Origin of the sequence: Paractinoplanes brasiliensis (assembly GCF_004362215.1) — a bacterium.
In the GTDB taxonomy this organism is placed as follows: domain Bacteria; phylum Actinomycetota; class Actinomycetes; order Mycobacteriales; family Micromonosporaceae; genus Actinoplanes; species Actinoplanes brasiliensis.
Window position 1 is genome coordinate 2,764,812 of the sequence record NZ_SNWR01000001.1, and the last position, 23,740, is coordinate 2,788,551.

At 67.4% G+C, this 23,740-nt stretch carries 24 protein-coding genes and 3 tRNA genes; all 27 read right to left on the reverse strand.

The genetic code is table 11. The features are described from left to right. Nucleotides 1–7: 7 nt before the first annotated feature. A complete protein-coding gene (gene rpsS / locus C8E87_RS12305) occupies nucleotides 8–289 on the reverse strand; it encodes a 30S ribosomal protein S19 (protein ID WP_014440726.1) in 282 nt (93 codons plus the stop codon). Nucleotides 290–302: 13 nt separating this feature from the next. Beyond that, complete coding sequence (gene rplB / locus C8E87_RS12310; RefSeq protein WP_097322774.1) at nucleotides 303–1,142, reverse strand: 50S ribosomal protein L2; 840 nt, start codon at nucleotides 1,140–1,142, stop codon at nucleotides 303–305. 14 nt (nucleotides 1,143–1,156) lie between these two features. Next, nucleotides 1,157–1,459: a 50S ribosomal protein L23 gene (gene rplW / locus C8E87_RS12315; protein ID WP_133873224.1), complete on the reverse strand. Its 303-nt coding sequence runs from the start codon at nucleotides 1,457–1,459 to the stop codon at nucleotides 1,157–1,159. Next, nucleotides 1,456–2,106, reverse strand: a complete 651-nt coding sequence (gene rplD / locus C8E87_RS12320; protein ID WP_133873225.1) for a 50S ribosomal protein L4 — start codon at nucleotides 2,104–2,106, stop codon at nucleotides 1,456–1,458. Before rplD ends, rplW begins: the two co-directional genes overlap by 4 nt. Then, nucleotides 2,103–2,756, reverse strand: coding sequence for a 50S ribosomal protein L3 (rplC, locus tag C8E87_RS12325; RefSeq protein ID WP_133873226.1), 654 nt, complete (start codon nucleotides 2,754–2,756; stop codon nucleotides 2,103–2,105). The genes rplD and rplC overlap by 4 nt, the downstream gene beginning before the upstream one ends. A gap of 13 nt (nucleotides 2,757–2,769) precedes the next feature. After that, nucleotides 2,770–3,078: a 30S ribosomal protein S10 gene (rpsJ, locus tag C8E87_RS12330; RefSeq protein ID WP_007073037.1), complete on the reverse strand. Its 309-nt coding sequence runs from the start codon at nucleotides 3,076–3,078 to the stop codon at nucleotides 2,770–2,772. Nucleotides 3,079–3,404: 326 nt separating this feature from the next. Continuing rightward, nucleotides 3,405–4,598 (reverse strand): elongation factor Tu, encoded by a 1,194-nt coding sequence (gene tuf / locus C8E87_RS12335; RefSeq protein WP_133873227.1) that lies wholly within the window; start codon nucleotides 4,596–4,598, stop codon nucleotides 3,405–3,407. Between the two features lie 131 nt (nucleotides 4,599–4,729). Next, on the reverse strand, nucleotides 4,730–6,826 hold the full coding sequence (gene fusA, locus C8E87_RS12340) for an elongation factor G (protein ID WP_133873228.1): 2,097 nt from the start codon (nucleotides 6,824–6,826) through the stop codon (nucleotides 4,730–4,732). 84 nt (nucleotides 6,827–6,910) lie between these two features. Then, complete coding sequence (gene rpsG / locus C8E87_RS12345; RefSeq protein ID WP_133873229.1) at nucleotides 6,911–7,381, reverse strand: 30S ribosomal protein S7; 471 nt, start codon at nucleotides 7,379–7,381, stop codon at nucleotides 6,911–6,913. Between the two features lies 1 nt (nucleotide 7,382). Further along, on the reverse strand, nucleotides 7,383–7,757 hold the full coding sequence (gene rpsL / locus C8E87_RS12350) for a 30S ribosomal protein S12 (protein WP_014440718.1): 375 nt from the start codon (nucleotides 7,755–7,757) through the stop codon (nucleotides 7,383–7,385). Between the two features lie 410 nt (nucleotides 7,758–8,167). Then, nucleotides 8,168–8,629: a hypothetical protein gene (locus C8E87_RS12355; RefSeq protein WP_133873230.1), complete on the reverse strand. Its 462-nt coding sequence runs from the start codon at nucleotides 8,627–8,629 to the stop codon at nucleotides 8,168–8,170. A 42-nt stretch (nucleotides 8,630–8,671) separates the two neighbouring features. Then, nucleotides 8,672–8,983, reverse strand: a complete 312-nt coding sequence (locus C8E87_RS12360) for a hypothetical protein (protein ID WP_133876781.1) — start codon at nucleotides 8,981–8,983, stop codon at nucleotides 8,672–8,674. A 103-nt stretch (nucleotides 8,984–9,086) separates the two neighbouring features. Next, entirely contained in the window at nucleotides 9,087–12,977 is a 3,891-nt protein-coding gene (locus tag C8E87_RS12365) for a DNA-directed RNA polymerase subunit beta' (protein WP_133873231.1), read from the reverse strand. An 88-nt stretch (nucleotides 12,978–13,065) separates the two neighbouring features. Next, nucleotides 13,066–16,506 (reverse strand): DNA-directed RNA polymerase subunit beta, encoded by a 3,441-nt coding sequence (gene rpoB / locus C8E87_RS12370; RefSeq protein WP_133873232.1) that lies wholly within the window; start codon nucleotides 16,504–16,506, stop codon nucleotides 13,066–13,068. A 572-nt stretch (nucleotides 16,507–17,078) separates the two neighbouring features. Beyond that, entirely contained in the window at nucleotides 17,079–17,462 is a 384-nt protein-coding gene (gene rplL, locus C8E87_RS12375; RefSeq protein WP_133873233.1) for a 50S ribosomal protein L7/L12, read from the reverse strand. A 54-nt stretch (nucleotides 17,463–17,516) separates the two neighbouring features. Next, nucleotides 17,517–18,062: a 50S ribosomal protein L10 gene (gene rplJ, locus C8E87_RS12380; protein WP_133873234.1), complete on the reverse strand. Its 546-nt coding sequence runs from the start codon at nucleotides 18,060–18,062 to the stop codon at nucleotides 17,517–17,519. A gap of 450 nt (nucleotides 18,063–18,512) precedes the next feature. Further along, nucleotides 18,513–19,193, reverse strand: coding sequence for a hypothetical protein (locus C8E87_RS12385; protein ID WP_133873235.1), 681 nt, complete (start codon nucleotides 19,191–19,193; stop codon nucleotides 18,513–18,515). Next, nucleotides 19,190–19,942, reverse strand: a complete 753-nt coding sequence (locus tag C8E87_RS12390; RefSeq protein ID WP_133873236.1) for an ATP-binding cassette domain-containing protein — start codon at nucleotides 19,940–19,942, stop codon at nucleotides 19,190–19,192. The genes C8E87_RS12385 and C8E87_RS12390 overlap by 4 nt, the downstream gene beginning before the upstream one ends. 62 nt (nucleotides 19,943–20,004) lie before the next feature. After that, nucleotides 20,005–20,715, reverse strand: a complete 711-nt coding sequence (gene rplA, locus C8E87_RS12395) for a 50S ribosomal protein L1 (RefSeq protein ID WP_133873237.1) — start codon at nucleotides 20,713–20,715, stop codon at nucleotides 20,005–20,007. Between the two features lie 65 nt (nucleotides 20,716–20,780). Continuing rightward, a complete protein-coding gene (gene nusG / locus C8E87_RS12400) occupies nucleotides 20,781–21,542 on the reverse strand; it encodes a transcription termination/antitermination protein NusG (RefSeq protein WP_133873238.1) in 762 nt (253 codons plus the stop codon). A 38-nt stretch (nucleotides 21,543–21,580) separates the two neighbouring features. After that, nucleotides 21,581–21,946 carry a preprotein translocase subunit SecE gene (secE, locus tag C8E87_RS12405; RefSeq protein ID WP_133873239.1) on the reverse strand — a complete coding sequence of 122 codons (366 nt, stop codon included), beginning with the start codon at nucleotides 21,944–21,946 and terminating at the stop codon, nucleotides 21,581–21,583. Nucleotides 21,947–22,055: 109 nt separating this feature from the next. Continuing rightward, nucleotides 22,056–22,128, reverse strand: a tRNA-Trp gene (locus C8E87_RS12410). Between the two features lie 119 nt (nucleotides 22,129–22,247). Beyond that, the gene (locus tag C8E87_RS12415; RefSeq protein WP_133873240.1) at nucleotides 22,248–22,643 is read right to left on the reverse strand and encodes a MaoC family dehydratase; all 396 of its coding nucleotides are present in this window, start codon (nucleotides 22,641–22,643) and stop codon (nucleotides 22,248–22,250) included. Between the two features lie 64 nt (nucleotides 22,644–22,707). Continuing rightward, entirely contained in the window at nucleotides 22,708–23,154 is a 447-nt protein-coding gene (locus C8E87_RS12420; RefSeq protein WP_133873241.1) for a MaoC family dehydratase N-terminal domain-containing protein, read from the reverse strand. A 75-nt stretch (nucleotides 23,155–23,229) separates the two neighbouring features. Then, complete coding sequence (rpmG, locus tag C8E87_RS12425) at nucleotides 23,230–23,397, reverse strand: 50S ribosomal protein L33 (protein ID WP_133873242.1); 168 nt, start codon at nucleotides 23,395–23,397, stop codon at nucleotides 23,230–23,232. 103 nt (nucleotides 23,398–23,500) lie between these two features. Beyond that, nucleotides 23,501–23,573, reverse strand: a tRNA-Met gene (locus C8E87_RS12430). 47 nt (nucleotides 23,574–23,620) lie between these two features. Next, nucleotides 23,621–23,693: transfer RNA gene (locus tag C8E87_RS12435), tRNA-Thr, on the reverse strand. Nucleotides 23,694–23,740 lie beyond the last annotated feature (47 nt).

Below are 23,740 nucleotides of genomic sequence, written 5' to 3' on the forward strand. Positions count from 1 at the left end.
GGACTGACTAGCGACGACGGCTCTTGCGGTCGTCCTTCTCGTGACCCTTGAACGTGCGGGTCAGAGCGAACTCCCCGAGCTTGTGACCGACCATGGCCTCGGTGATGAACACCGGGACGTGCTTGCGCCCGTCGTGCACGGCGATCGTGTGCCCGAGCATGTCGGGGATGATCGTCGAGCGCCGCGACCAGGTCTTGATGACGTTCTTCGAGTTCTTCTCGTTCTGGACTTCCACCTTCTTGATCAGGTGGTCGTCGACGAACGGGCCCTTCTTCAGGCTGCGTGGCATCTTCTAACTCCCGTTACCCGCGCTTGCGGGTGGCGTAGCGGCGGCGAACGATCAGCTTGTCGCTCTCCTGGCCCTTGCGGCGGGTACGGCCCTCGGGCTTACCAGCCGGGTTGACCGGGTGGCGACCACCGGAGGTCTTGCCCTCACCACCACCGTGCGGGTGGTCGATCGGGTTCATGGCGACACCGCGGACGGTCGGGCGCTTGCCCTTCCAGCGCATGCGGCCGGCCTTGCCCCAGTTGATGTTCGACTGTTCGGCATTGCCGATCTCGCCGACCGTGGCGCGGCAACGGATGTCGACCCGCCGGATCTCACCGGAGGGCATACGCAGCGTGGCGTACGCGCCCTCACGGCCGAGCAGCTGGATACCGACACCGGCCGAACGGGCCAGCTTGGCGCCACCGCCGGGACGAAGCTCCACACCGTGGACCGTCGTACCGACCGGGATGTTGCGCAGGGGAAGGTTGTTCCCCGGCTTGATGTCCGCGCCCGGGCCGCTCTCGACGCGGTCGCCCTGCTTCAGGTCCTTCGGCGCGAGGATGTAGCGCTTCTCGCCGTCGGCGTAGTGCAGCAGTGCGATGCGGGAGGTGCGGTTCGGGTCGTACTCGATGTGAGCGACCTTGGCCGGCACGCCGTCCTTGTCGACCCGCTTGAAGTCGATCAGCCGGTACTGCCGCTTGTGGCCGCCGCCCTGGTGCCGCGTGGTGATGCGGCCGTGGACGTTGCGACCACCCTTCTTGGGCAGCGGAACCAGCAGAGACTTCTCCGGGGTGGACCGGGTGAGCTCGGCGAAGTCGGCGACGCTCGAGCCGCGACGGCCCGGCGTGGTCGGCTTGTACTTACGGATAGCCATTGTTCACAAACCCCTTAGCTGACCGGGCCGCCGAAGGCCTCGATACGGTCGCCGTCAGCCAGCTTGACCATCGCGCGCTTGGTCGCCTTGCGCTGACCGAAGCCGGTGCGGGTGCGCTTACGCTTGCCCTCGCGGTTCGCGGTGTTCACCGTCAGCACGCGGACGTTGAAGATCTGCTGGATCGCGATCTTGATCTCGGTCTTGTTCGCGTCCGGGTGCACGAGGAACGTGTACCAGTTCTGGTCGAGAACGCTGTAGCTCTTCTCGGAGACGACCGGCTTGATGATGATGTCGCGCGGGTCGGCGATGGTGCTCACTTGTTCTCCCCCTCGGCGGTCGCCGGAGCAGCGCCCAGGAACTCGTCGAGCGCGTCCTTGGTGAAGACCACCTCGTCGGCCACCAGCACGTCGTACGTGTTGAGCTGGCCGGCCTCGAGCAGGTGCACGGTCGCCTCGTTGCGCAGCGAGAGCCAGTTCAGCTCGTCGGTGCTGCTCAGCACGACCAGGACCTTGGTGGACTCGGTGGCCTTGCGCAGCGTGGCGATCGCGGCCTTGGTCGACGGCTTGTCGCCGCTGACGAACGCCTCGACCACGTGCACGCGGCCGTCGCGGGCCCGGTCCGAGAGGGCCCCACGCAGGGCGGCGGCCTTCATCTTCTTGGGGGTCCGCTGCGAGTAGTCGCGCGGCACGGGACCGTGCACGACGCCACCACCGGTGAACTGCGGCGCGCGGATCGAGCCCTGGCGGGCGCGACCGGTGCCCTTCTGCTTGTACGGCTTCTTGCCGCCACCGGCGACCTCGCCGCGGGTCTTGGCCTTGGCCGTGCCCTGACGGGCGGCGGCGAGCTGGGCCACGACGACCTGGTGCATCAGCGGGATGTTGGCCTGGACGTCGAACACCGAGTCCGGCAGCTCGACCGAGCCGGCCTTGTTGCCCTCAACGTTGATCACGTCAACCGAGCTCACTTGGCGCCGCCCTTCTTCTTCGCCGCGGTGCGGACGAGAACGAGCGCGCCCTTGGGTCCGGGCACAGCGCCCTTGACCAGGATCAGGTTGTTCTCGGTGTCGACCGCCTGCACGGTGAGGTTCTGCACGGTGAAGCGCTGGCTACCCATGCGACCGGCCATCCGGACGCCCTTGAAGACGCGACCCGGGGTCGCGCAGGCGCCGATGGAGCCGGGCGAGCGGTGCTTGCGCTCGACACCGTGGCTGCTCTTGAGACCGTGGAAGCCGTGCCGCTTCATGACACCGGCGTAACCCTTACCGCGGGTCTTGCCCGTGACGTCGATCGAGGTGCCGACGGCGAACGTGTCAACCGTCACCTCCTGACCGAGCTCGTACTCGCCGGCATCGGTCGTGCGGAGCTCGACGACGTGCCGCCGGGGCGAGACACCGGCCTTCGCGAAGTGGCCGCCCTCGGGCTTGTTGACCTTCCGAGGGTCGATCGCACCGTACGCCAGCTGGACGGCGGCGTAGCCGTCCTTCTCATCTGTGCGGACCTGGGTCACGACGCAAGGGCCGGCCTGCACCACGGTCACCGGGACGACTTTGTTGTTGTCCCAGACCTGGGTCATGCCGAGCTTGGCGCCCAGGATCCCCTTAACTTGCCTGTCCATCAGTCGCAGATCCCTACAGCTTGATCTCGATGTCGACGCCAGCCGGCAGGTCGAGGCGCATGAGCGAGTCGACCGTCTTGGGAGTCGGGTCGATGATGTCGATCAGCCGCTTGTGCGTGCGCATCTCGAAGTGCTCGCGCGAGTCCTTGTACTTGTGCGGCGAGCGGATGACGCAGAAACGGTTGATCTCCGTGGGCAGCGGCACCGGGCCAGCAACCTGCGCCCCGGTACGCGTCACCGTCTCGACGATCTTCCGAGCCGAGGAGTCGACGACCTCGTGGTCATAGGCCTTGAGCCGGATGCGGATCTTCTGTCCCGCCATGGTGGCTTCTGTTTCCTTCTCTCGATGCCGCTACGTGCGAGAGCGGTGGCTCTCGCATGCCCGCAGGACCGTTGATCCTGCGTTGTCCGACCCCCGCGGTCGGGCGTGTCGCGTTGTACCTCAGAGAACTGCGCACAGCAGCTATCCAGATCGCGGGGATCTTGAGGTGCCCCGGGCTCTTCACAGCCCGAACGGGTGGCTCGTAAACACACCCAGACACCCGGCGAGGGTGGTCACCTGCACAAGGCAGCTGACCACCCCGCTCGGACGCAACCTGACTAGTATGCCGGATTGAGGCCGGCAATGCTAATCGGGGTCAGCGGCCCCTAGGCGTTGATCTTCGTGACCGTGCCGGCGCCGACGGTGCGGCCACCCTCACGGATCGCGAACTTCAGGCCCTGCTCCATGGCGATCGGCTGGATCAGCTTGACCGACATGCTGGTGGAGTCGCCCGGCATGACCATCTCGGTGCCCTCGGGCAGCGTGACGACGCCGGTGACGTCCGTGGTGCGGAAGTAGAACTGCGGGCGGTAGTTCTGGAAGAACGGCGTGTGACGGCCGCCCTCCTCCTTCGAGAGGATGTAGACCTGGCCCTCGAACTCCGTGTGGGGAGTCGTGGTGCCCGGCTTCACAACGACCATGCCGCGCTCGACGTCCTCGCGCTTGATACCGCGGAGCAGCAGACCGACGTTCTCGCCCGCGCGGGCCTCGTCGAGCAGCTTGCGGAACATCTCGATGCCGGTGCAGACGGTCTTCGTCGACTTCTCGCGGATGCCGACGATCTCGACCTCCTCGTTCGGCTTGAGGATGCCGCGCTCGGCGCGACCCGTGACCACGGTGCCGCGGCCGGTGATCGTGAAGACGTCCTCGATGGGCATGAGGAACGGCTTCTCGGTCTCGCGCTCGGGCTGCGGGATCGCGGTGTCGACCGCGTTCATCAGCTCGAGGAGCTTGCCGGTCCACTCCTTGTCACCCTCGAGCGCCTTGAGCGCCGAGACCCGCACGACCGGCAGGTCGTCACCCGGGAACTCGTAGGTGCTGAGCAGCTCGCGGACCTCGAGCTCGACGAGCTCGAGCAGCTCCTCGTCGTCCACCATGTCGCTCTTGTTCAGGGCGACGACGATGTACGGAACGCCGACCTGGCGGGCCAGGAGCACGTGCTCCTTGGTCTGCGGCATCGGGCCGTCGGTCGCGGCGACCACCAGGATCGCGCCGTCCATCTGGGCGGCACCGGTGATCATGTTCTTGATGTAGTCAGCGTGGCCGGGGCAGTCCACGTGCGCGTAGTGCCGCGCCGCGGTCTGGTACTCGACGTGTGCGATCGAGATCGTGATGCCGCGGGCCTTCTCCTCCGGCGCCTTGTCGATCTCGTCGAACGGGGTGTACGGGTTGAGGTCCGGGTACTCGTCGTGCAGGACCTTCGTGATGGCCGCAGTCAGCGTCGTCTTACCGTGGTCGATGTGACCAATGGTGCCGATGTTGACGTGCGGCTTAGTCCGCTCGAACTTCGCCTTCGCCACTTGTGTCCTCCTGTGGACTGTGGAATTACTTGCGCCCGGCACGCCCGATAAGGCGATGGGGACTCTGTCGACTGCTCGTGCGCGTGCGGCCCTCGACGGACCGCACGCGCCTCATCGATCAAGCGCAGGTATCAGGCACCTGTTGCCTTGGCGATGATCTCCTTCGCGACGCCCTGCGGGACCTCGGCGTAGGAGTCGAACTGCATGCTGTAGCTGGCCCGGCCGGCGGTCTTGGACCGCAGGTCGCCGACGTAGCCGAACATCTCCGACAGCGGCACCAGAGCCTTGACGACGCGGGCGCCGGAGCGCTCCTCCATCGACTGGATGATGCCACGGCGGGAGTTGAGGTCGCCGATCACGTCGCCCATGTTGTCCTCGGGCGTCGTGACCTCGACGGACATCATCGGCTCGAGCAGCGCGGGGTCGGCCTTGCGAGCCGCCTCCTTCATTGCCATCGAACCGGCGATCTTGAACGCCATCTCGGACGAGTCGACCTCGTGGTACTGACCGTCGACCAGCGTGAACTTCACGCCGACCAGCGGGTAGCCCGCGAGAACGCCGTACTGCAGGGAGTCCTGCGCGCCCGCGTCCACCGAGGGGATGAACTCCTTGGGGATGCGGCCACCGGTCACGGCGTTGACGAACTCGTAGGTCGGGCCGTCCGCCTGGAGCGGCAGCGGCTCGATCGTGACGACGACCTTCGCGTACTGGCCGGAGCCACCGGTCTGCTTCTTGTGGACGTACGTGTACTTCTCCACGGTGCCGCGGATCGTCTCACGGTACGCCACCTGCGGCTTACCGATGTTCGCCTCGACGTTGAACTCGCGGCGCATGCGGTCCACCAGGATGTCCAGGTGGAGCTCGCCCATGCCGGCGATGATCGTCTGCCCGGTCTCCTCGTCGTTGAAGACGCGGAAGGTCGGGTCCTCCTCGGCCAGACGCTGGATCGCGGTGCCCAGCTTCTCCTGGTCCGACTTGGTCTTCGGCTCGATGGCGACCTGGATGACCGGCTCCGGGAAGGTCATCGACTCCAGGATGACCGGGTTCGCCGGGTCGCTGAGCGTGTCACCGGTCGTGGTCTGCTTGAGACCCTGGACGGCGATGATGTCGCCGGCCTGCGCGGTGGCGCGCTCCTCACGCTTGTTCGCGTGCATCTGGTAGATCTTGCCGATCCGCTCCTTGCGGTCCTTGGTGGAGTTGACCACCTGGGAACCGGAGTCGAGCGTGCCGGAGTAGACCCGGACGTACGTGAGCTTGCCGAGGTGCTTGTCCGTCTGGATCTTGAACGCCAGGCCGGAGAACGGCTCGGAGTTCGACGGCTTGCGCTGGATCGGGGTCTCACCGTCGGTCGCGGTGCCCTCGATGGCCGGGATGTCCAGCGGCGACGGCAGGTAGTCGACCACGGCGTCGAGCATGGGCTGAACGCCCTTGTTCTTGAACGCCGAGCCGCACAGCACCGGGTTGGCCTTGCTGGCGATCGTGGCACGCCGGATGGCGGCCTTGATCTCGCCCACCGAGAGCTCCTCGCCCTCGAGGTACTTCTCCATGACCGCGTCGTCGACATCGGCCAGGGTCTCGATCAGCTTCTCGCGCCACTCGGCCGCGGAGTCGGCCAGGTCGGCCGGAATCTCCTCGATCGCGTAGTCCTCGCCCTTCTGGGTCTCGCCGCGCCAGGTGAGGGCACGCATCTCGACCAGGTCGACGACGCCGATGTGGTCGCCCTCGAGCCCGATCGGGATCTGCAGAACCAGGGGGGTGGCGTTCAGCCGGTCGATCATCATCTGCACGCAGCGGAAGAAGTCGGCGCCGGTCCGGTCGAGCTTGTTGACGAAGCACATCCGGGGGACGTGGTACTTGTCCGCCTGGCGCCACACGTTCTCGGTCTGGGGCTCCACGCCGGCCACGCCGTCGTAGACCGCCACCGCACCGTCCAGCACACGCAGCGACCGCTCCACCTCGACCGTGAAGTCGACGTGGCCGGGCGTGTCGATGATCTGGATCGTGTGGCCCTTCCACTCGCACTTGGTGGCGGCGGAAGTGATCGTGATACCGCGCTCCTGCTCCTGCTCCATCCAGTCCATGGTGGCGGCGCCATCGTGGACTTCACCGATCTTGTACGTGATGCCGGTGTAGAAGAGGATTCGCTCAGTAGTCGTGGTCTTACCAGCATCGATGTGCGCCATGATGCCGATGTTGCGTACGTTGGCGAGCGCGTCTGCGGCGGCCACTTCAATCCCTACTTTTCTTCGTCGTCGTCTCGTGGACCGGTACGACTTGCACCGCGGCCCGGCGGCTGCCGGGCCGAGCGGGTCTTACCAGCGGTAGTGCGCGAAGGCCTTGTTGGACTCCGCCATCTTGTGGGTGTCCTCGCGCCGCTTGACAGCAGCGCCGAGGCCATTGCTGGCGTCGAGCAGCTCGTTCTGGAGGCGCTCGATCATGGTCTTCTCGCGGCGGGCCTTGGAGTACTGGACCAGCCAGCGCAGACCGAGGGTGGTCTGACGCGGCGTGCGGACCTCGACCGGAACCTGGTAGGTCGCGCCACCGACGCGGCGGCTGCGGACCTCGAGGGTCGGCTTGACGTTGTCCATGGCGCGCTTGAGCGTGACCACGGGGTCGGTGCCGTTCTTCTCACGGCAGCCCTCGAGGGCTCCGTACACGATGCGCTCAGCGAGCTGACGCTTGCCGCCGACCAGGATCTTGTTGACCAGCTGGGTCACCAGCGGCGAGTTGTAAACCGGGTCCGCGACCACTGGGTGGCGCGGAGCGGGGCCCTTGCGCGGCATGTCAGCTCTTCTCCTTCTTCGCGCCGTAACGGCTGCGAGCCTGCTTGCGGTTGCGGACACCCTGGGTGTCCAGCGAACCACGGACGATCTTGTAGCGGACGCCCGGCAGGTCCTTCACACGGCCGCCACGCACGAGCACGATCGAGTGCTCCTGCAGGTTGTGGCCGACGCCGGGGATGTACGCCGTCACCTCGATCTGGCTGCTGAGCTTCACACGAGCGACCTTGCGCAGCGCAGAGTTCGGCTTCTTGGGGGTGGTGGTGTACACGCGCGTGCACACGCCGCGCCGCTGAGGGCTACCCTTCAGCGCCGGCGTCTTGGTCTTGCTCGTTTTAGCCTGACGGCCCTTTCGGACCAGCTGCTGGATCGTGGGCACCGGGTTTCTCCGCTCCCTTCGGCCGCTTCCTAGGCGGCCGCACCGTCTTGAGTCTGCCTATGTGCTGGTCAATCCCCCCGCCCGGGAGGACTGTCCGGCACCCGCGGTCGGGCGTGTCGTCCGGCTCACGGTCCCGCCGCGCGTCTGTCAACGCGCACCGGGTCTTGTCTTGGTCGACACCCCGAGGGGGGTGCCGGCTCGGCGTAGCGCCGCCGAGTCGCTTGACGCGGACTCGGGCGCACGCACGAGTTGCCCGGGCAAGCCCGGGCACGAAGGGAAAGATTACCCACCCCGAGCACCCAGGTCAAAATGAGCACTGGGATCGCGCGACGGATATCTCCGATGCAAGTGTACCGGGTGCCCTGCGGCAGCAACGCCGCGGTGCCGTATCGGCAGGTGAACAGCGTGGCTCAAGCCGAGATCTGCAACACCAGAGTCAACGCAAGAGACAGCAGAGCAATTCCCGCGCCACACGCGCCGCAGACAATCCCCGACATCCCCAGGCCGGCGCCGGTGAACCGCACCTGCCCGGTCTGGCCGGACGTGCGGATCTGTCGGCGGGCCACCGCGCCGAGCGCGATCGCTCCCCCGCCCACCAGCACGCTGAGCAGTGTGAAGGCGCCCGAGACCCAGCCGCCCCAGCCGGCCGCCGAACCGGCCACGCCGAAGCAGAGCACGAGCAGTGCAGCCAGGATCGACCCGATCCCGGCGATCAGCGAACCGATGGCCAGGCCCGAGGTGATCGGCTCGACCCGCAGCTGGACCAGGCTGAACTCGGTGCCCGGGAGCACGTCGACCCGTTCCGGGCGCCAGCGGCCCGAGGGCGGCGGCGGGGGCACGGCCTGCTGGTAGGGCGAGGGCGGGACCGTCATGACAAGAGCATGTCACCCGTACGGGACCGGCCGCACCCCGCCTCAGTCGGTGCCTGGCGAGAAGTCGGCGCCCGCCGGGCCGGCCAGGTGCAGCAGGCCGGCGATCGACGCGATGACCAGTGACGTGAGCGCCAGCACTATGCCCGCCCAGGCCAGCCGACGGCCCCGCCTGATCCACGCCGAGCCGGTCAGAAAGCCCTTCGCCTCGTACGCCTGCCGAGCCGCCTGCCGAGCAAGGAGAAGCGCGATCGTGGCGGGAATCACACCACCCACAAAAGCACCGGTCAGGAAGCCCAGCAGGCCCAGCGCGAAAACCGCGCGCGCCTTCGACGAGGGCTCCGGATCGGGGTCCATCGGGTGGCGGGCCGGCACGGCCGCGGGAAGCGTCACCCGACCATCTTAGAAAGCCCGAAGGGCGGCCGCGCAGTGCGCGGCCGCCCTTCGGTTTGTCACAACCTCAGCGGTACGACCCGAAGTCGAAGTCGTCCAGCGGCACAGCCTGCCCGCTGGCCGGCCCGAAGCCGTAGTCGGTCTCCGGGTACCCGGTCATCGAGTACACCTTGGCCTTGGCCTCCTCGGTCGGCTCGACCCGGATGTTGCGGTACTTGGAGATACCGGTACCGGCCGGGATGAGCTTACCGATGATCACGTTCTCCTTGAGGCCGACGAGCGAGTCGCTGCGCGAGTTGATCGCCGCGTCGGTCAGGACCCGCGTGGTCTCCTGGAAGGAGGCCGCGGAGAGCCAGGAGTCGGTGGCCAGCGAGGCCTTGGTGATACCCATGAGCACCGGGCGACCGGCGGCGGGCTCGCCACCCTCGCCGACGAGCCGGCGGTTCTCCGACTCGAACAGCGCCCGGTCGACCAGCACGCCCGGCAGGAACTCCGCCGCGCCCGAGTCGATGACCGTCACCCGCTTGAGCATCTGGCGAATGATGATCTCGATGTGCTTGTCGTGGATGAGCACACCCTGCGAGCGGTAGACCTCCTGGACCTCAGAGGTCAGGTGGACCTGGACCGCCCGCGGACCCATGATCCGCAGAAGCTCGTGCGGGTCGATGGTGCCCTCGGTCAGCTTCTCGCCGACGCCGACGTGGTCGCCGTCGTGAGCACGGAGCTTGACGCGCTTGGAGATCTTGTCGTAGACGATCTCCTCGCTGCCGTCGTCCGGCACCACGATGATCTTGCGCGAACGCTCGCCGTCCTCGATGCGGATGCGTCCCGGGGTGTCGGCGATGGGCGCCTTGCCCTTGGGAACGCGGGCCTCGAAGATCTCCTGCACACGCGGCAGACCCTGGGTGATGTCCTCACCCGCGACGCCACCGGTGTGGAAGGTGCGCATCGTCAGCTGCGTGCCCGGCTCACCGATGGACTGGGCGGCGATGATGCCGACCGCCTCACCGATGTCCACGCCCTTACCGGTCGGCAGCGAACGGCCGTAGCAGGCCGCGCACACGCCGAGCTTCGACTCACAGGTCAGCACCGAGCGCACCCGGACGTTCTCGACACCTGCCGCGACGAGCTTGTCGACCAGGATCGAGTTGAGGTCCGAGCCACGGGCGACGACCAGGTTGCCGTTGGCGTCCTTGATGTCGTCGGCCAGCGTACGGGCGTGCACACCGGTCTCGGCGTGCACGTGGACGTGCAGCTTGCCCTCGGCGTCGCGCTCGCCCACCTGCATCGGGATCGCGCGGTCGGTGCCGCAGTCCTCCTCGCGGATGATGACGTCCTGCGAGACGTCCACCAGACGACGGGTCAGGTAACCCGAGTCGGCGGTACGCAGCGCGGTGTCGGCCAGACCCTTACGAGCACCGTGCGTGGAGATGAAGTACTCCAGCACGGTCAGACCCTCGCGGTAGGACGAGGTGATCGGCCGCGGGATGATCTCACCCTTGGGGTTGGCCACCAGGCCACGGATAGCGGCGATCTGCCGCAGCTGCAGCAAGTTGCCGCGAGCACCCGAGTTGATCATGACCCAGAGCGGGTTCTCGTGCGGGAGCGAGTTCTCCATCTCCTTGGAGATCTCGTTCGTCGCCTTGGTCCAGATCTCGATGAGCTCGCCGCGACGCTCCTCGGCGGTCATGAGACCACGCTGGTACTGGTTGTCGATCCGGTCGGCCTCGACCTGGTAGCGCTGCAGGATCTCCGGCTTGCGCTCCGGGCCGATGACGTCGCCCATGCCGATCGTCACACCGGACCAGGTGGCCCAGTGGAAGCCGGCCTCCTTGAGCGCGTCCAGGGTCGCCGCGAGGCTGACCTTGGGGAAGCGCTCGGCGAGGTCGTTGACGATCGCCGACAGCTGACCCTTACGGATCTCGTAGTTCACGAAGCGGTAGCCCGGAGGCAGCGTCTCGTTGAAGATGACCCGGCCGAGCGTGGTCTCGACGAGCAGCGGCTCGCCCTCGGTCCAGCCCTCCGGCGCGGTCCACGCGGCGCTCTTGGCGCCGTTGTCCACGCCGATGACCTCGCGGAGCCGGATCTTCACCGGCGCCTGCAGGTGCAGTTCGCCGTTGTCGAAGGCCATCCGCGCCTCGGCGTCCGAGCTGAACACCCGTCCCTCGCCCTTGGTGCCGGGCGTCTCGTGGGTCAGGTAGTACAGACCGATGACCATGTCCTGGGTCGGCATGGTGACCGGCTTGCCGTCGGCCGGCTTGAGGATGTTGTTCGACGAGAGCATCAGGATCCGGGCCTCGGCCTGCGCCTCGGCCGACAGCGGCACGTGCACCGCCATCTGGTCACCGTCGAAGTCGGCGTTGAACGCCGTACACACGAGCGGGTGGATCTGGATCGCCTTGCCCTCGACCAGCTGCGGCTCGAAGGCCTGGATGCCCAGGCGGTGCAGGGTCGGCGCGCGGTTCAGCAGCACCGGGTGCTCGCTGATGACCTCTTCGAGGACGTCCCACACGACCGGCCGCTGACGCTCGACCATGCGCTTGGCCGACTTGATGTTCTGCGCGTGGTTCAGATCGACCAGGCGCTTCATCACGAACGGCTTGAACAGCTCCAGCGCCATCTGCTTGGGCAGACCGCACTGGTGCAGCTTCAGGCGCGGGCCGACGACGATGACCGAACGGCCGGAGTAGTCGACGCGCTTGCCGAGCAGGTTCTGACGGAACCGGCCCTGCTTGCCCTTGAGCATGTCGGACAGCGACTTGAGCGGGCGGTTACCCGGACCGGTGACCGGCCGGCCGCGGCGGCCGTTGTCGAACAGCGCGTCGACGGCCTCCTGCAGCATCCGCTTCTCGTTGTTCACGATGATCTCGGGCGCGCCGAGGTCGATGAGCCGCTTGAGGCGGTTGTTGCGGTTGATCACGCGGCGGTACAGGTCGTTCAGGTCGCTGGTGGCGAAACGGCCGCCGTCGAGCTGCACCATCGGGCGCAGGTCCGGCGGGATGACCGGGACGCAGTCCAGCACCATGCCGAGCGGCGAGTTGCGCGTGTTCAGGAACGCGGCGACGACCTTGAGGCGCTTGAGCGCACGGATCTTACGCTGGCCCTTACCGGTGCGAATGATCTCGCGCAGGTTCTCGGCCTCAGCGTCCAGGTCCATGTTCTGCAGCAGCGCCTTGATCGCCTCGGCGCCCATGCCACCGGTGAAGTACTCACCGAAACGGTCCCGCAGCTCGCGGTAGAGCAGCTCGTCGGTGACCAGCTGCTTGGAGTCGAGCTTGCGGAAGGTGTCGAGCACCTCGTCGAGCCGGTCGATCTCGCGCTGCGCCTTGTCACGGATCTGGCGCATCTCGCGCTCGCCGGCCTCCTTGACCTTGCGGCGCACGTCCGCCTTCGCGCCCTCGGCCTCGAGCTCCGAGAGGTCCTGCTCCAGCTTCGCGGCCCGCTTCTCGATCTCGGAGTCACGGCTGTTCTCGGACTGACGCTTCTCGGCGAAGATCTCGTTCTCGATGGTGGACAGGTCGCGGTGACGCGCCTCGGCGTCAACGCTCGTGACCACGTACGAGGCGAAGTAGATGATCTTCTCGAGATCCTTGGGCGCCAGGTCGAGCAGGTAGCCCAGGCGGCTCGGCACACCCTTGAAGTACCAGATGTGCGTGACCGAGGCGGCCAGCTCGATGTGGCCCATGCGCTCACGGCGGACCTTGGACCGGGTCACCTCGACGCCGCAGCGCTCACAGATGATGCCCTTGAACCGGACCCGCTTGTACTTGCCGCAGTAGCACTCCCAGTCCCGCTGAGGGCCGAAGATCTTCTCGCAGAAGAGTCCGTCCTTCTCGGGCTTGAGCGTGCGGTAGTTGATCGTCTCGGGCTTCTTGACCTCGCCGTGCGACCACTGCCGGATGTCGTCAGCGGTGGCCAGGCCGATGCGCAACTCGTCGAAGAAGTTGACGTCGAGCACTTGGTCTATCCCTCGTATTTCGTTGCTCGAATGGGTTCCAGGCCGGCGGTGGCGTTCCCCGGCTCACATGAGCCGGGGAACGCTTCCGTCAGATCTCTTCGACGCTGCTGACGCCCTCGTTCGGGCGTCGGGACAGGTCGATACCGAGTTCCTCCGCGGCCCGGAAGACCTCGTCGTCCGTCTCGCGCATCTCGAGGGCCACACCGTCGCTGGAAAGCACCTCGACGTTCAGGCACAGCGACTGCAGCTCCTTGAGGAGCACCTTGAAGGACTCGGGGATTCCCGGCTCCGGGATGTTCTCGCCCTTGACGATGGCCTCGTAGACCTTCACGCGACCGAGGACGTCGTCGGACTTGATGGTGAGCAGTTCCTGCAGCGCGTAAGCGGCGCCGTAGGCCTGCATCGCCCAGCACTCCATCTCGCCGAACCGCTGGCCACCGAACTGCGCCTTACCACCCAGCGGCTGCTGCGTGATCATCGAGTACGGGCCGGTCGACCGAGCGTGAATCTTGTCGTCGACCAGGTGGTTCAGCTTGAGGATGTAGACGTACCCGACCGAGACCGGGTCCGGCAGCGGCTCGCCGGAGCGGCCGTCGAACAGCTGCGCCTTGCCGTCGCCGTTGACCAGCCGCTTACCGTCGCGGTTGACCAGCGTCGACTCGAGGAGGCCCTTGATCTCCTCCTCCTGCGCACCGTCGAAGACGGGGGTCGCGACGTTCGAGTCCTTGGGGGACTCGTGCGCCTCGATCGCGCGCAGCTGGCGCTTCCACTCGGCGTCCTCGCCCTCGACCTCCCAGCCCGTCTTGGCGATCCACCCGAGGTGGGTCTCCAGGACCTGGCCGATGTTCATACGCGAGGGCACACCGAGCGGGTTGAGCACGATGTCGACCGGGGTGCCGTCCTCGAGGAACGGCATGTCCTCGACCGGCAGGATCTTGGAGATGACGCCCTTGTTGCCGTGGCGGCCCGCGAGCTTGTCACCGTCCTGGATCTTGCGCTTCTGGGCCACGTAGACCCGGACGAGCTCGTTGACACCGGGGGGCAGCTCGTCGCCGTCCTCACGCGAGAACGTGCGGACGCCGATGACCGTGCCGGTCTCACCGTGCGGCACCTTCAGCGAGGTGTCCCGGACCTCCCGGGCCTTCTCACCGAAGATCGCGCGGAGCAGCCGCTCCTCGGGGGTCAGCTCGGTCTCGCCCTTCGGCGTGACCTTGCCGACCAGGATGTCGCCGGGGACGACCTCGGCGCCGATCCGGATGATGCCGCGCTCGTCCAGGTCGGCGAGCATTTCCTCGCTGACGTTGGGGATGTCGCGGGTGATCTCCTCCGGGCCGAGCTTGGTGTCCCGGGCGTCGACCTCGTGCTCCTCGATGTGGATCGAGGTGAGGACGTCCTGCTGCACGAGGCGCTGCGACAGGATGATCGCGTCCTCGTAGTTGTGGCCCTCCCAGCACATGAACGCGACGAGCAGGTTGCGGCCGAGGGCCATCTCCCCCTCGTCGGTGCACGGGCCGTCGGCGATGACCTGGCCGGCCTCGACCCGGTCACCCTCGAACACGACCGGCTTCTGGTTGACGCAGGAGCCGGCGTTGGAGCGGCGGAACTTGTGCAGCAGGTACGTACGGCGGTGGCCGTCGTCCTGGTGAACCGTCACGTAGTCGGCGCACAGGTCCTCGACCACGCCACCGACCTCGGCGACGACCACGTCACCGGCGTCGACCGCGGCGCGGTACTCCATGCCGGTGCCGACCAGCGGCGCCTCGGCCTTGACCAGCGGCACGGCCTGACGCTGCATGTTCGCGCCCATGAGGGCACGGTTGGCGTCGTCGTGCTCGAGGAACGGGATCATCGCGGTCGCGACCGAGGTCATCTGACGCGGCGACACGTCCATGTAGTCGACCTCCGCGCCGGGCACGTAGTCGACCTCACCGCCCTTACGGCGGACCAGGACGCGGTCGTCGGCGAAGGTGCCGTCGCTCTTCAGCGTGGCGTTCGCCTGCGCCTTGATGTACCTGTCCTCCTCGTCAGCCGTGAGGTAGTGCACCTCGTCGGTGACGATGCCGTTCTCGACCTTCCGGTACGGCGTCTCGATGAAGCCGAACGGGTTGACCCGGGCGAACGTGGACAGGGCGCCGATCAGGCCGATGTTCGGGCCCTCGGGCGTCTCGATCGGGCACATCCGGCCGTAGTGGGACGGGTGCACGTCGCGGACCTCGAAGCCGGCCCGCTCACGCGAGAGGCCACCGGGGCCGAGCGCGGACAGACGACGCCGGTGGGTCAGGCCCGCCAGCGGGTTCGTCTGGTCCATGAACTGCGACAGCTGCGACGTGCCGAAGAACTCCTTGATCGCCGCCACGACGGGACGGATGTTGATCAGGGTCTGCGGCGTGATCGCCTCGACGTCCTGGGTCGTCATGCGCTCACGGACGACGCGCTCCATCCGGGACAGGCCGACACGCACCTGGTTCTGGATGAGCTCGCCGACAGTGCGCAGACGACGGTTGCCGAAGTGGTCGATGTCGTCGGGCTCGTAGCCATCCTCACCGGCGTGCAGCCGGCACAGGTAGTCAACGGTCTTGACGATGTCTTCCTCGGTCAACGTGCCCCGGACGATCGGGACGTCGATGTCGAGCTTCTTGTTGAACTTGTAGCGGCCGACCTTGGCGACGTCGTACCTCTTCGGGTTGAAGAAGAGGTTGTCGAGCAGGGTCTGCGCGTTCTCCCGGGTCGGGGGCTCGCCGGGGCGGAGCTTGCGGTAGATGTCGAGCAGGGCCTCGTCCTGCCCGGCGATGTGGTCCTTCTCGAGCGTGGTCATGAGCAGCTCGGACCAGCCGAACCGCTCACGGATCTGGTCGGCCGACCAGCCGATCGCCTTGAGCAGGACGGTGACGGCCTGCCGGCGCTTGCGGTCGATCCGGACACCGACGGTGTCGCGCTTGTCGATGTCGAACTCCAGCCAGGCGCCCCGGCTGGGGATGACCTTGACGCTGGAGAGGTCGCGGTCGGAGGTCTTGTCCGGCTCCTTGGTGAAGTACACGCCCGGCGAGCGGACGAGCTGGCTCACCACGACGCGCTCCGTGCCGTTGATGACGAACGTCCCCTTGGGGGTCATCATCGGGAAGTCACCCATGAACACGGTCTGGCTCTTGATCTCGCCAGTCGTGTTGTTGGTGAACTCCGCGGTCACGAACAGCGGCGCGCAGTAGGTCAGATCCTTCTCCTTGCACTCCTCGATCGAGGCCTTGACCTCGTCGAATCGGGGAGACGAGAAGGACAGCGACATTGTGCCGGAGAAGTCCTCAATGGGACTGATCTCTTCGAGGATCTCTGCGAGGCCCGAGTGGGCGTGCGGGTCGTCCGTCGACCGGGCCTGCCAAGCCTCGTTCCCGACCAGCCAGTCGAAGGACTCCGTCTGGAGGGCGAGGAGGTTGGGGACCTCAAGTTGCTCGGTGATCCTGCCGAAAGAGACACGGCGGGGTGCGTAAGCGCTCGACGTACGGCTGGTCTTCGCAGGGCGGGAAGCTGCCAAGATGCGTCCTTCCGAGGACCGGTGCTGCTGATGCGGCTGCAGCTGCGGTATGCAACTGTCTGCGTGCACTCCAACGAGCCCTCGGGAATTCATCCGGGTGGATGTCCCGACAGGGCTCAAGACAGAAGGCAGCGCAAACTAGCAGTGTAGCCGCTCGGCTAACCGCTGTCCAGCCCACACCTGAGGGGGCCTGCGGAACGTGTCCCCGCGGCCTCTGACCTGCGCCTCCAAGGGGCCAGGGCCAACAGCGGGGCCGCTCGGAACGCGGCAACTCTCCCTCTGGCGCCTCGCCGCGGGAGCCGGTAAAACCGGACTACCCACCGCTCGGCTGTCGCAAGCGCGGAAACTTGCTGTCATCAGCGTGCCTGTCAGCGGACACACAGTCAAGGGTTGCGACGCGGGTCGCCCCTTCGCCGTCGCCCGCCCGGCGCGCTGTAGCGACCATACTCCACGGCTTGCCCGGTTGGACCCGCTTTGTACGTCGGCACCCGGACAGCCCCCGGACGACGGATGGCGAGGACCCCACGTACGGGGTCCTCGCCATCCGGGAGGTGAAACGGTGGAGCGTCAGGTCACTTGAGGGTGACCTTGGCGCCCTCGCCCTCGAGCTTGGCCTTGGCAGCCTCGGCCTTCTCCTTGTTGACACCCTCGAGGATCGCCTTGGGGGCGGACTCGACGGCGTCCTTGGCCTCCTTGAGGCCCAGGCCGGTCAGCTCACGCACGACCTTGATGACCTGGATCTTCTTGCCGCCGTCGCCCTCGAGGACAACGTCGAAGGAGTCCTTCTCGGCCTCGGCCTCGGCCGGAGCCGCACCCGGGGCAGCGGCCGCGACGGCGACCGGAGCAGCGGCGGTGACCTCGAAGGTCGACTCGAACTGCTTCACGAACTCCGACAGCTCGATCAGCGTCATCTCCTTGAACGCGTCGAGCAGCTCGTCGGTGCTGAGCTTCGCCATGTCTGGCAACCTTTCCTAGCTTCTGATCAAAAAGTCTTGCTGGTGCGCGGTGGCTCAGGCCTCCGCGGGACCGTCCTTCTCGCGCTTCTCCTGAAGAGCGGCCGCGAGGCGCGCCACCTGCGACAGCGGGGCCTGGAAGAGGCCGGCCGCCTTGGTCAGGTTGCCCTTCATGGCGCCGGCCAGCTTGGCCAGCAGAACCTCACGCGACTCGAGGTCAGCGATCTTGTTGACCTCGTCAGCCGTGATCGCCTTGCCCTCGAAGACACCGCCCTTGATGACCAGGACGGGGTTGGCCTTGGCGAAGGCACGAAGGCCCTTGGCCGCCTCGACCGGGTCGCCGTTGATGAAGGCGAGCGCGGTAGGACCGGTGAACAGCGTGTCGAGGCCCTCAATGCCCGCGTCGCTCGCGGCGCGCTTCGCCAGGGTGTTCTTCGACACCGCGTACTTGGTGTCGCCGCCCAGCGAACGGCGCAGCTCGGTGAGCTGCTTGACCGTGAGACCGCGGTACTCGGTCAGCACGGCGGCCGACGAGTTACGGAAGTTGTCCGTCAGCTCCGCGACGGCACTGGCCTTGTCGGCCCGGACCGGCTTGTCCGCCATGTCCCTCCTCTCTCAGTGCTCGAGCCACTGGCCGAACTCGAAGGAGGGGCAAAATGAGAAACGCCCCGGCGCAGGGCGCACGGGGCGGAGCGGGCGCGGCTCTCACCGGCCTGATCACGAACCGTTCTCCCCTGCGCGGGCCGCCCGCATCATGCGGGGCCTTCGACCATGGCCTGAGCGATCAGGCATGGCGACCAGCGGTCTATGGGTGGAACTTCGATTGGCAAGAGTACGCGACCCGGCACCAACCGCCAAATCGCCCCTCGTCTACGCGCGCTTACTTCTCCCAGCCCAGACCCCACCCACCCGGGGTGGCCACCCACTTCTCAGCCTACGGGCTCGTCCGAGTGGGGTTGGAGTTGTCCACAGTTGCGGGTTTTCCACAGGGCTCGAGCGGGATCTTGGCCTCCTGAGGCACGATCGCCGCTTCAGGAGAGGGTCGGGCCGGCATCAGGAACGAGAGCGGCGGAGGTGGGCGTAGACGGCCAGCGCGACGGTGCACCAGACGGCGGCCCAGCCGGTGAGCAAGGCCAGCGTGGCGGCGGGTGGCGGGTCGACGTCGTTGAGGGCGCGTGCCGTGGCCATGACCGGCGGGACGAGCCACGGCGCGAACGAACCCCGCAGACCGAGCACGACCACGAGGACGGCCGCCACGACGAGCACCGCTACGCCGTTGCGGGTGCCACGGGTGACGGACCGGCTGGCCAGGGCGCCGACCGCCACGGCGGCGGGGATGGCGAGCAGGTGGGCCAGGGTGCCGAGCAGGACGCCGGACAGGACGGGCTTGCCGGTGTCGATGCCCTGGAACAGCCAGGGGGCGCCCATGGCGAGGGCGCAGACGATCAGCGCGAGCACCCCCGCGGCCGCCAGGCCGGCCACTGCTTCGGCGGGGGCGCCGACCGCCACGCGGGCCAGGCGGCGCTGCACGTCGGGTTCGGTGTCGAGCAGCAGCTTGCTCTGCCAGGCCAACACGGGGAAGAGGGCCGCCGCTGAGTAGCCGTAGGCCACGGAGGCGGGTGACGCTCCTCCGCCGTAGATGATGCCGAGCACGACCAGCACGGCGATCGCGGGCGGGAGGATGCGGCCGCCGCGCACGAAGCCGGCCAGGCGCATGCGGACGAGCGCGCTCATCGGGAATCTCCGCTTCGGGGACCTTTCACGTCGCGTACGCCCAAGACGGCGTGACCGGAAGCACGCAGCCGGACCACCGCTTCGTCGGCGGAGGCGCGGGGGACGGAGATCTCGATGACGACCTCGTCGCGGGAGGGAGCGGGCGGGGCCGCGGTTGGCTGCACCGTCGCGTCGGTAACAGACCAGTGGATCGCGCCGGGAAGGTGGGCTGTCTCGCCACGGTGGTCGCTGAGCAGGGCCATGCCGCCGGTTGCGGTCACCTCGGCGACGATCTCGGGAATCAGGGTGCGCGCGACGGCGTCAAGGCCCTCCCACGGCTCGTCCAGGATGAGCAGCCCGGGGCGGCCGGTCAGGGCCTGAGCGAGGCCGACCTTTTGGGCGGTGCCCTTGGAGAGGTCGCTCAGCCGGGTGCCGGTGTGGCCGGTGAGCAGCAGACGCTCGATCCACTCGTCGGCCTCGGCGGGGTCGTGACCGCGCACGGAGGCCATGCGGTGCAGATAGTCGCCCGCAGTGAACGGCTGGTCGGCCGGGAAACGCTCGGGCACCCACCCGACGGTGGGCGGGCGGTCACGGACGGCGCCGCGTCCCGGGCGGAGGACACCGGCGGCGAGCTGGAGGAGCGTCGACTTGCCGGCGCCGTTGCGGCCCAGCACGACGACCGTCTGGCCGGGCTCGACGACGGCGTCGACCGCGCGCAGCGTCCAGTCGGCGCGGCGGGCGTAGCGGAACCAGACCCCGTCGAAACGCACGACGGAACTTTGCCACAGAAAAACCCCCGGGGATGTCCCCCGGGGGCCGTCCTGATGCGGGATCAGGCCTCGGTGCTGGTGAAGCCCTTGACCACGTTCGGGTCGACCGGCACACCGGGGCCCATGGTGGTGGTGACCGTGACCTTCTTGAGGTACTTGCCCTTGGCTGCGGACGGCTTGGCCCGCAGCACCTCGTCGAGCACGGCGGCGTAGTTGTCGGTCAGCTGCTCCGGCGTGAACGACGCCTTGCCGATGATCAGGTGCAGGTTCGAGTGCTTGTCCACCCGGAACGTGATCTTGCCGCCCTTGATCTCGTTGACCGCCTTGGCCACGTCCATGGTGACGGTGCCGGTCTTCGGGTTGGGCATGAGACCACGCGGGCCGAGGATGCGGGCGATACGTCCGATCTTGGCCATCTGGTCGGGGGTGGCGATCGCGGCGTCGAAGTCGAGCCAACCACCCTGGATGCGGGCGACGAGCTCGTCGGTGCCCACCTCGTCGGCGCCGGCCGCGACGGCCTCCTCAGCCTTCGCGCCCTGGGCGAAAACGATCACGCGGGCGGTCTTGCCGGTGCCGTGGGGCAGGTTGACCGTGCCGCGGACCATCTGGTCGGCCTTGCGCGGGTCGACGCCCAGACGCATCGCGACCTCGACGGTGGCGTCGAACTTGGTCGGGCTGGCCTCCTTGGCGAGCTTGATCGCCTCGGCCGGCTCGTAGAGCTTGTTCGCGTCGATCTGCTCGGCGCCCTTGCGGTAGCCCTTGCTGCGCTGCATGTTCACTTACTCCTGTTGTGGTAGATGGCGGACCTGTTCATCAGGCCCTCCCACTGACGTGCTTGTCAGATCTTGGCGACCTGGTTGAAGTTCAGCTCCACCGGCGTCTCGCGGCCGAAGATGGAGACCAGAACCTTCAACTTCTGCTGGTCGGCATTAATTTCGCTGATCGAGGCGGGCAGCGAGGCGAACGCGCCGTCGGTGACCGTGACCGAGTCGCCGACCTCGAAGTCGAGCACCTTGACCTCCGGCTTGGCCTTCTTTTCCTCCTGCTCGACCGCCGGCGCCAGCCACTTCAGCACCTCGTCGAGCGAGAGCGGGGCGGGCCGGTCGACGCGGTCGGTCGCACCCACGAAACCGGTCACACCGGGCGTGTTCCGGACACAGGAGTACGACTCGGGCGTCAGGTCCATCCGGACGAGGATGTAGCCCGGGAAGACCTTGTTGTTGACCTGGACGCGCTTGCCGCCCTTGACCTCGACCTCTTCGCGGGTCGGCACCTCGACCTGGAAGATGAAGTCCTCCATGTCGAGGCTCGTGATGCGGGTCTCGAGGTTGGTCTTGACCTTGTTCTCGTAGCCCGCGTAGGAGTGCACGACATACCAGTCGCCCGGCGCGTACCGCAGCTTCTGCCGAAGCTCCTGCACCGGGTCGAAGTCCTCATCGTCCTCGACGGCCGGCGCGGGGGCGGCCGTCGCCTCGACCGCGTCCTGCGGCTCGGCGGACTCCTGCGGCTCGGCGGCCTCGACCGACTCGTCGTTGTCCGCCGTGGCCACCGACGACTGCTCGTCGACGGACTGCGCGGTCTCGTCGTCGTACTCAGGCACGCTCGCTCACTTCCAGCTATGTCTTCTCAACGGCGGGGTCAGCCGCCGAACGCCCAGAGGATGGCCTTGCCCAGGCCGAGGTCCAGCAGGCCGACGATGGTGGTCACGACCGTCACGAAGACGATCACGATCGTCGTGTAGGTCAGGAGCTCCTTGCGCGTGGGCCAGATGACCTTACGCAGCTCGCTGACGACCTCACGGAAGAAACCGCCGATCCGCCCGAAGAAGCCTGTCCGGCGGACCTCTTTCTTCGGCCGGGCCGAACGCTCCGCGACGGCGGTGCCGCCGCGGCCTACGGGCTCGTCGCCGTCGGCGGCGTCCTTGTCGTCCTCGACGGCGTCGTCGAACACCTCGTCGTCGGCAGGGTCGCCGGCGTCACCGGGTCGTTTCCTGTCGTCGGCCATGGCGCCCTACTTCCGTCATCGGTGGTGGGGATTTCCCCTGTCGGCGCTCGCCACGGGCGCGGAGGTCGTGCGGACCGCGCACCGGGCGGGCACGTCTAGGAGGATTGCGCAGGGGTGACAGGACTTGAACCTGCAGCCTGCGGTTTTGGAGACCGCTGCTCTGCCAATTGAGCTACACCCCTGTGCGAGGCAACTGAAACCCCGGTCCAGGCAGCCTGGTCCGGGGGGTCATTGCCCCACGGCGCACCAGTGTACGGGTTCACACCGGGTTCGCCCAACCCGGGCTCGCCCGAACTGGGAGCTAGCGCTTACGGATCGTCGCCTGAGCCAGGGAGAGCACCTTTTCGCCCTGGCAGGTGGCCGTGAGCGCCAGCTTGGTCAGGCCCTCGTCGGTGGTCCCCTTGACCGTGCCGGTGACGACCACCTCGGTGCCCTCGTCGGTGTCGGGGACGGGAACCGGGCGGGCGAACCGCACGCTGTATTCCACGACGGCGTCGGGCGCGCCGGCCCAGGCGGTGACCGCCCGGCCGACCAGGGCCATGGTCAGCATGCCGTGGGCGATGACCCCGGGCAGGCCGACGCTCGTGGCGATCCGGTCGCTCCAGTGGATGGTGTTGAAGTCGCCCGAGGCGCCCGCGTAACGCACCAGGTCGGCCCGGGTGACCCGAAAGGTCTGCGGTTCCAGCGTCTCGCTCACTCCGTGCCTCCGTGGTCGTGCTCTCCTGGCCCTACGCCTGCTTCGCTCGCTCCGGTGCAGTCGATCACTCCGTACCTCTTTGCACCAGCTTGGACCAGACCGTGACGACGGGCTCGCCGGCCACGGTGGTGACCTCGGTGCGGGTGGTCAGGAAGTCGTGACCGCCGCGCGAGGTGATGTCGTCGACCGAGTTGACGCAGACCAGCTCGTCGCCGGCCACGACCGGGCGCTTGTACGCGAACCTCTGGTCGCCGTGCACGACGCGGCTGTAGTCGAGCCCGAGCGCCGGGTCCTCAATGATCTGCCGGTTCGCCGCCATCGTGATCACGACCGGGAACGTGGGCGGGGCCACGACGTCGGCGTAGCCGATGGCCCGGGCCGCCTCGGGATCGTGATATTCGGCGTCGGCGGCGCCGATCGCGCGAGCGAACTCGCGGATCTTTTCGCGTCCGACCTGGTAGGGCTCGGTGGCCGGCCAGCTGCGGCCGACGAAGGACGGGTCCAGGGGCATACCCAAGAACTTACTTCGGCCGAAACGACTCTGCGCCGCCCGGTCCAGGACCGAACGGCGCAGAAGTACGGAAGATCAGCGGGTCTCGCGGTGCAGGGTGTGCTTGCCGTCACGCGGGCAGAACTTCTTCAGCTCGACCCGGTCGGGGTCGTTACGCCGGTTCTTCCGGGTGATGTAGTTCCGGTCCTTGCACTCCGTACAAGCCAAAGTGATCTTCGGACGGACGTCGGTCGCCTTGGCCACGACGGGTTGCCTTCCTGCTAACGGGGTTGAACGACGCTCCAGATTACTCCGGAGGAGCGCCGACATGCAAAGCGGGACCCCGGGAGGGATCCCTATTGCAAAGTAGCGGTGGCCGGACTTGAACCGGCGACACAGCGATTATGAGCCGCTTGCTCTGCCATCTGAGCTACACCGCCAGAGCCAGGCTCAAGTCCGACGCCTGTGGCGGGAACGAACCCGGTAGAGCCCCCTTACGGAATCGAACCGTAGACCTTCTCCTTACCATGGAGACGCTCTGCCGACTGAGCTAAGGGGGCTTGCGCACGATCTCTCGCTTGTTGCGCAGACAGAAGCTTACACGGCC

Coding starts and splice junctions, on each gene's coding strand:
- rpsS (WP_014440726.1), bottom strand. CDS start 289: ATGCCACGCAGCCTGAAGAAGGGCCCGTTCGTCGACGACCACCTGATC.
- rplA (WP_133873237.1), bottom strand. CDS start 20,715: ATGCAGCGCAGCAAGGGCTACCGCAAGGGCGCCGAGCAGATCGACGCG.
- rpsG (WP_133873229.1), bottom strand. CDS start 7,381: ATGCCGCGCAAGGGCCCCGCTCCGCGCCACCCAGTGGTCGCGGACCCG.
- rplB (WP_097322774.1), bottom strand. CDS start 1,142: ATGGCTATCCGTAAGTACAAGCCGACCACGCCGGGCCGTCGCGGCTCG.
- C8E87_RS12355 (WP_133873230.1), bottom strand. CDS start 8,629: ATGACGGTCCCGCCCTCGCCCTACCAGCAGGCCGTGCCCCCGCCGCCG.
- rplJ (WP_133873234.1), bottom strand. CDS start 18,062: ATGGCGGACAAGCCGGTCCGGGCCGACAAGGCCAGTGCCGTCGCGGAG.
- rplL (WP_133873233.1), bottom strand. CDS start 17,462: ATGGCGAAGCTCAGCACCGACGAGCTGCTCGACGCGTTCAAGGAGATG.
- C8E87_RS12385 (WP_133873235.1), bottom strand. CDS start 19,193: ATGAGCGCGCTCGTCCGCATGCGCCTGGCCGGCTTCGTGCGCGGCGGC.
- C8E87_RS12420 (WP_133873241.1), bottom strand. CDS start 23,154: ATGCCCCTGGACCCGTCCTTCGTCGGCCGCAGCTGGCCGGCCACCGAG.
- rpsJ (WP_007073037.1), bottom strand. CDS start 3,078: ATGGCGGGACAGAAGATCCGCATCCGGCTCAAGGCCTATGACCACGAG.
- rplC (WP_133873226.1), bottom strand. CDS start 2,756: ATGGACAGGCAAGTTAAGGGGATCCTGGGCGCCAAGCTCGGCATGACC.
- secE (WP_133873239.1), bottom strand. CDS start 21,946: ATGGCCGACGACAGGAAACGACCCGGTGACGCCGGCGACCCTGCCGAC.
- C8E87_RS12360 (WP_133876781.1), bottom strand. CDS start 8,983: ATGGACCCCGATCCGGAGCCCTCGTCGAAGGCGCGCGCGGTTTTCGCG.